5 protein-coding genes are annotated in these 6,674 nt (G+C 63.8%); 2 read left to right on the top strand and 3 right to left on the bottom strand.

Annotation, left to right across the window (positions count from 1 at the left end; translation table 11 throughout):
• On the bottom strand, positions 1 to 467 hold a 467-nt coding region (locus QZ653_RS13630; RefSeq protein WP_296420830.1), incomplete at its 3' end, for an FAD-binding protein.
• An 81-nt stretch (positions 468 to 548) separates the two neighbouring features.
• On the opposite strand from QZ653_RS13630, the gene QZ653_RS13635 reads away from it, so the two are divergent.
• Together QZ653_RS13635 and QZ653_RS13640 are read left to right on the top strand one after the other, a co-directional pair.
• On the top strand, positions 549 to 1,250 hold the full coding sequence (locus tag QZ653_RS13635; protein WP_412766013.1) for a DUF599 domain-containing protein: 702 nt from the start codon (positions 549 to 551) through the stop codon (positions 1,248 to 1,250).
• A 36-nt stretch (positions 1,251 to 1,286) separates the two neighbouring features.
• Positions 1,287 to 1,619: a hypothetical protein gene (locus QZ653_RS13640; protein ID WP_296420831.1), complete on the top strand. Its 333-nt coding sequence runs from the start codon at positions 1,287 to 1,289 to the stop codon at positions 1,617 to 1,619.
• Here the strand turns inward: QZ653_RS13640 and QZ653_RS13645 are convergent.
• Positions 1,616 to 3,688, bottom strand: a complete 2,073-nt coding sequence (locus QZ653_RS13645) for a hypothetical protein (protein WP_296420832.1) — start codon at positions 3,686 to 3,688, stop codon at positions 1,616 to 1,618. The two genes, QZ653_RS13640 and QZ653_RS13645, sit on opposite strands and share 4 nt — an antisense overlap.
• A 52-nt stretch (positions 3,689 to 3,740) precedes the next feature.
• Positions 3,741 to 6,506 carry a DUF4159 domain-containing protein gene (locus QZ653_RS13650; RefSeq protein WP_296420833.1) on the bottom strand — a complete coding sequence of 922 codons (2,766 nt, stop codon included), beginning with the start codon at positions 6,504 to 6,506 and terminating at the stop codon, positions 3,741 to 3,743.
• Positions 6,507 to 6,674: the final 168 nt, after the last annotated feature.

A 6,674-nucleotide genomic window follows, 5' to 3' on the forward strand; every position in this document is an offset into this window, starting at 1 on the left:
ATATTGCCCGCAATGGCGCAGGCCAGCTGGCTGGACGGGTCGGGGGCGTAGAAGAAATCCTCCGCCTCAACAGCGCCGGTCACGCTCAGGTTCGTGCGGCCCGATCCGACGCGGATGTAGCGGTCTTCGTAGTTTGTCTCCAGCACCGCGTTCAGACGTGCCGTGCCGAGGATCACACAATCAGCGGTGGGGAGCGCCCCACCTGCCAGCGATGTGCCCGACCCGCGCGGCACGACCGGCACGCCCATCTCGTGGCAGATTTTCAAGGCCGCCGCGACCTCTTCGGTGGACGACGGCAGCACCGCGCACAGGGGCGGGCATTTATAGGCGGTCAGGGCATCGCATTCGTAGGCGCGGACCTCGGAGTCACTGTGGATCACGGCACCTTGGGGCAGAACCGATTGCAACCGGTCAACAATCTGGGCCTTGCGCGACAGAACGGCGGGGCTGGGGGCAGGCATGTCCATGGGCGTCTCCTTCGATTGGTAAGGAAATATAACCAATTTCACCCCGTGTCCATCCCCCGCTTTGCGCCTAGGGTGCGACACATGAACATGATAACTGCGTTTCAAAGCCTAACCTGGATTGATGGTCTGCTGGTTGCGGCCTATCTGGGGGTGTGGCTCGGGCTGAGCTGGCTCATAGAACACCCGTCGCAAAGCCGGCCGTCGGTGACGGTTCTGATGTCAGAGTATCGCCGGCAGTGGATGCAGGTCATGGTCACGCGGGAACCGCGCATTTTTGACGCGCAAGTGATGATGAGCCTGCGGCAGGGCACGTCGTTTTTTGCGTCTACATGTCTGCTGGCTTTGGGCGGTCTGCTTGCGCTGATCGGCAATGTGGACCCCTTGCGGGGTCTCGCGGAGGGGATCGGACAGGGGGATGCGCCAGCCGTGGTGTTGCAGTTGAAACTGACCCTGGTGCTGGTCTTGCTGGGCAATGCGTTTTTGAAATTTGTCTGGGCCAATCGGGTTTTCGGATATTGTTCGGTGATGATGGGGGCCGTGCCCAATGACCCTGTCGATCCGCGCACGGCGCCCCTTGCGCGTAAGGCGGCAGAACTGAACATCCGTGCCGCGATGAATTTCAACCGTGGTCTTCGGGCGATGTATTTCGCGCTGGGCGCTGTGGCATGGCTGGTCGGGCCTGTGGGGCTTGGTCTGGCGCTTGTCGTGACCACATGGCTTGTCTGGAGCCGCGAGTTCGCGTCGCTGCCCCGTGCAATTGTTCTGGCAGACACCGATACGTGACTTGGCAGCGCTGAAATTAGGCATATGTATCCCGTTATGAAATACGCGTTGCCCCTGATCCTTTTGGCCGGTCCGGCCCTTGCTGATGCCCCCGTGGTCGAAGAGGTCACCTATTCCGGTGGCCGTTTCAGCGTGACATTGTCCCACGGTGACACGGGTTGGGACGATTACGCGGACGGATGGCGGGTTGAACTGGCTGACGGGACGGTTTTGGGCACACGCGTCCTGGCCCACCCGCATGTTGAGGAACAGCCCTTTACACGGTCTTCCAGCATCACGGTCCCTGCGGATGTGACGCATGTGTTTATCCGCGCTTCGGACAGCGTGGGCGGTTGGGCGTCCGACACCACCCGCGTTTCCATTCGTTAACGGCGGCCCTCGCGCAGCCACGCGCCGATGACCAGCATTCCTGCCAGCAGCAGTGCAGCCCATGCAGGCAACAGCGGTGTGATGCTGATATCTGCCGTCCTGTAGGCGTTGCGCGGTGTGATCCCGATCCAGCCGTTGCCGACCGCAGGACGGCCCGCGCGCACCGTTCGAACCGATGGCAAACCGTCCTCGATCACGGTCACACCGCCGTTTGTGGCGACAAGCAGATCGTCCAGTTGCGCAGCATTCGCGATGGTTTGTTCAAATTCGCGCGGGGCGGCAGGCCCGAGGGCGATGACGGTTTCGGTGTCCGCATCCCGCAAACGGTAAAGGCCGACTTCGGGTGCGTCCCACATCAATTCGTAGCGTCCGGGGGAGATTTCGGACAACTCCACGATCGTTTCGGTGCCGTCGGGATGGATGATTGTGACGGGGCCGGTGGTCTCTTCGAGGGTGCGCCGGATGATCCGCATGGTCAGGCCATTGGGCTCGACCCACAATGCCTCCTCCTCCAGCTCGGGTTCTTTCATCATCCAGTGGGCCAGACGCCGCAGCAGTTCCAGTTGCGGGCCACCCCCTTCGTAGCCGCGATCCCACAGCCATGAATGATCGGACGCGATCAAGGCCACACGGCCCTCGCCGATCCGGTCCAGCATCAACAATGGCAGGTCATTCGCCCCCGTCATGACGACATCCGCATCGGGCGTCGGAGTAACCTCGATATGGCGGAACCAGCGGCCCCAGCCGGGCAGGCCGTCTTCACCGGAGGCCGGGGCGAAGGCCTCAAGCCCTTCGGTGACAGGGTGACGCTGTCCGAGGTCCGAGATCAGCGGCGTAAAGCCTTCTTCGTAGACCCGTGCGGTGGGGGCGCCGGGCAAGACACCGCCCAGCGGGGACCGGTAGATGCTGTCGGCAGAGGCGTAATCCGGCCCTGCGGCGATCAGGACCGCACCACCGTTTTCAACATAGGTGCCGATGTTTTCCAGATAGATCGACGGCAGGATGCCACGCCGTTTGTATCGGTCGAAAATGATCAGGTCGAATTCGTCGACCTTTTCCAAAAACAGCTCCCGTGTGGGGAAGGCGATCAGGCTGAGTTCGTTGACAGGCACGCCATCCTGCTTTTCGGGCGGACGCAAAATCGTGAAGTGGACCAGATCGACAGAACTGTCGGATTTCAGCAGGTTCCGCCACGTGCGTTCGCCTGCATGCGGCTCCCCTGAGACCAGCAGGACGCGCAGACGGTCGCGGACGCCATTGATCTGGACGACTGCCGCGTTGTTGCGGTCTGTCAGTTCGCCGTCTGCGACCGGCGTGGCGAATTGCATCACGTTCATGCCGCCATGAGGCAGATCAATCGGCAGTTCCACGTCCTGATTGACCGGGATCTGGAATGCCAGAGGCGCGCCGCCGTCAATCGCAATGGTCAGATCGACAAGGTCGGCCGCAGGGGCAGCGCCTTGATCCTCCACCCGCAGGGTCAGCGTGACCGGTTCCCCCAGAATGGCGAAGGCCGGTGCGTTCTGGACAACCAGACGCCGGTCCCAATCGGTGTCACGACCGGTCAGCAATACGTGCAACGGTGCGGGCATCACGGTGGGCGCCGCGCCCAGATCATGAAGCCGTCCGTCCGTGATCAGGACCATGCCTGCGACACGCGCCTGCGGTTCTTCGGACAACGCCTCGGACAGGGCGGTCATCAGTTCGGTGCCGCCGTCGCCGTCGGCATCGCCAAGGGTCACGACACGCAGGTCCGTGTTCGCCATCTGCGCGATTTCGGCCTCAATGGCCCCCAGCGCATCGGCTGCCTGTTCCGGCCGGTCGGCGATCCTCTGGCTTGCGCTTTCATCGACAACCGCGATGACAATATCCGAAAGGGGGGCGCGGTCTTCGCGTTGCAAGGACGGGTTCGCAATCGCCCCGAGGATGACCACAGCCGCAAGGGCGCGCAACACCCAGCCCAGCAATCCCCGCCAGATCGCAACCCCCAGCCCGAGGGCCGCGATGCCCGCCAGACTGTAAAGCACCCAAAGCGGGACCAGCGGATCAAGCACAACATTGCCGGTCATAGGCCAACGCCCCGTTTCTCTGGTTCAAAAATACCTGAAATCCGCCGGATCATCATTGGCCCAACCTATCAAGAAGGGCGGGCACGTGGACCTGATCGGATTTGTAATTGCCCGTCAGCACATGCATGATCAGGTTCACCCCGAACCGCATGGCAATTTCGCGCTGTCTTTCGCCTGCCATACCGCGACCGATGGGCACGAGGGCATTTCCCGACCGGTCCTGTGCCCATGCGGCGGCCCAGTCGTTGCCACCGACAATCACCGGTGTGACCCCGTCGTTGAGGTCCCGAAACGGCATTCCTTCGGCCTGAACAGCGCTGGCGGGGGCCGCTTCCACCCAGACGTCACGGCTTGCATGGCGTCCGGGAAAGTCCTGAAGCAGGTAAAACGTGCGTGTCAGCACGTGATCCTGCGGGATCGGTTCCAGGGCGGGGATGTCCAGACCGCGTGCGATCGCCTGCAATTTTCGCCCCTCGGGCGAGGCAGAGCCGAACCGCGCCAGATCGGCGTCCCGCGTGTCGAACAGGATCATCCCGCCGGATCGCAGATACCGGTTCAGTTTTGCATAAGCCTCACGCGTGGGAAGCGGTTGATCGGCCGTCACGGGCCAGTAGAGAAACGGAAAAAACGCCAGTTCGTCGACTTCCACATCAACGCCAACGGGCAGCGTGGGTTCAATGGAGGTCCGCTGGAACAAGGTATTGGACAACCCATAAAGCCCCGCATCCGACATGTCATCCACCCGCACGTCGCCGGTGATGACATAGGCCAGTTGCACATTCGACGTCGCCTCGATCGCAAAACTGTCGTCTTGCGCCTGCGCATCTACGGGCAGGGCCACCATGGCCAGCGCCACAAGCGCGGTCGTCGCTGCCGTCGCGCGGGGGCCGCGCAATCGACCGGACAACGCGAGGGAGGCCAGAATATCGAGGCTTAGCATCAAAAGTGCCGCAGCCAGAAGCCAGCCTTTCAACACCGTCTCACGGAGGACGGAAAGCCCTTCGACCGCGATGCGGGCAGGCCAGATTGCAGGTGACAAGGTCTGCTCCGGCCCGATGACATTGACGGCAATGCGGCGGTCTTCGCCGGCATAAAGACCCGGTGGCATGACCGCCGAGGGCGCATTTGTCACGAGGTCCTCACCCGGAACACCCGGCAGTGTATCGGCCCGTTCCAGATCACCAAAGGCTGTCAGGCTGTCTTCGGGCAGCCATGTGGTGCCCGCCAGTTCGTCCGCATCGGGTGCGGCGGGGCGGGTGGAAATCGCCAGCCTTTCCAGCATCTGCACAAACAGACCCGACAGGGGCAGGGTCGACCATTCCGCATTGGCCGTGACGTGGAACAGCACCACGGAGCCGTCCCCGAGAGGTTTGCGCGTCACCAGGGGCGTGCCATCGGCCAGCTGAGCAATGACGCGCCGCGCCAGTGTCGGATCGGGTTGGGCCATCACTTGCGCCGAAATCGCCACATCCTCGGGGACTGTCAGCCCGAAAAAGGGCGAAGTGTCGGCAAACGGGGCGAGCGCCTTGGGTTCCCCCCATGACATGGCACCGCCGATGGACCGACCCCCGATCCGCAACCGCACCGGCATAAGGGGGTCTTCGTCGGTGCGCGATATGTCGGAGGCCGCCAGTCGCGGACCGGCGAAGCGGACCAGAAGGCCGCCCTTTTCGACCCAGTCCTGCGTGGCGTCCGCCTCGACCGCGGTCAGGCTGGCGACGTCGGCCAGAACGATGACGTCGGGATTTGCCAGAAGGCTGTCTTCGAGGGTGCCCTCGATCAGGTCCGCAGTGGGGACAAGCGCCTGTTTGAGGTAATGAAGCGGGGACAGCAGATCGAGGGTTTCGGTTTCTGATGCACCTGCCAGCAAGGCCACCTCGCGGCGTTTGAGCGCGTCATCGGTCAGGGTCACCGCCCCGGCGGAGCGGATGCCCTCTGCTTCAAATCTGGTGACACGGTTTCGCAGTTCCGGTGGCAGATCGAAGGTGGCTGTCGCCTCGGTCGCGCCGGCCTCGAACGCGGCGGATGCCATCGCCAGACGGCGTTCGGTGCCCGCCGGATCAAGGCCGAAGGCGGCGATGGTGATGTCCCGCGCGCTGTCTGTGTCTGTCCGCAGGGCCGTGACGGTGACGTTGCCGTCCACGATCTGTGCAGCGCGCAGCCCCAAGATGGACCGGGGGGAGGAAAAGACGGTGACGGTGCCACGGGTTTCCAAAGCGGCGAGAAGGCCCGCGCGACTGTCGCGGCCCAGTCCATCGGACAGCCAGAAGGTATCAAACCGACCTGACAGGGCGGCGGAGAAATCGGTGATGGCGTCCGGATCAGGGGCAAAGGGGGCCGGTTGCAGGGCCGGCAGCCGCAGTTGCACGGCCTGCGCATCCTGAAAGACCGGACCTTCCGGCGGCAGGTCGGTGAGGCTGACCAAAGCCGCAGGGCGACCGTCGCGGGCGGCTTCGTCCAGGGCGGCGTCCATGCGGTCAATGCGGCGGTCCCAGTCGCGGGCGGACGCCCAGGTGCCGTCTGTCACAATCAGGAGGGGACCGGTCCCCGGCGTGCGGTCCTGCGGGTTGAGAACGGGGCCGGCGAAGGCTGTAATGATGGCGGCGACCGCCATGAGCCGCAAAAGCAGCAACCACCACGGGGTCCGGTCGGTCTGGTTTGCGTCATCGGACAGCCCCAGCAGAAGCGCGACACCGGGAAACCGGCGACGGATCGGCGCGGGCGGGACCGCGCGCAGCAGAATCCACAGGATTGGCAGGACGAGGAGGCCAAGCAGAAGCCAGGGGGCTGTGAAGCCAAGGGGACCGAGGGTCAGCATGGGCGGTCTTTCAGTCGAATGGGCTGCGCCCATCCGATCCGCGCGGCTGCGCCGCGGAAGGGGCGCTGCCCCCGCGCTGCGCGCTCCCCCGAGGTATTTTTGAACCAGAGAGTTCGAGCCGTCCCGGAAAACCTCCGGTGGAGGTTTTCAGGCGAGAACGGGCGGAGC

It is taken from the genome of Pseudooctadecabacter sp., assembly GCF_020627745.1.
Lineage (GTDB): Bacteria > Pseudomonadota > Alphaproteobacteria > Rhodobacterales > Rhodobacteraceae > Octadecabacter.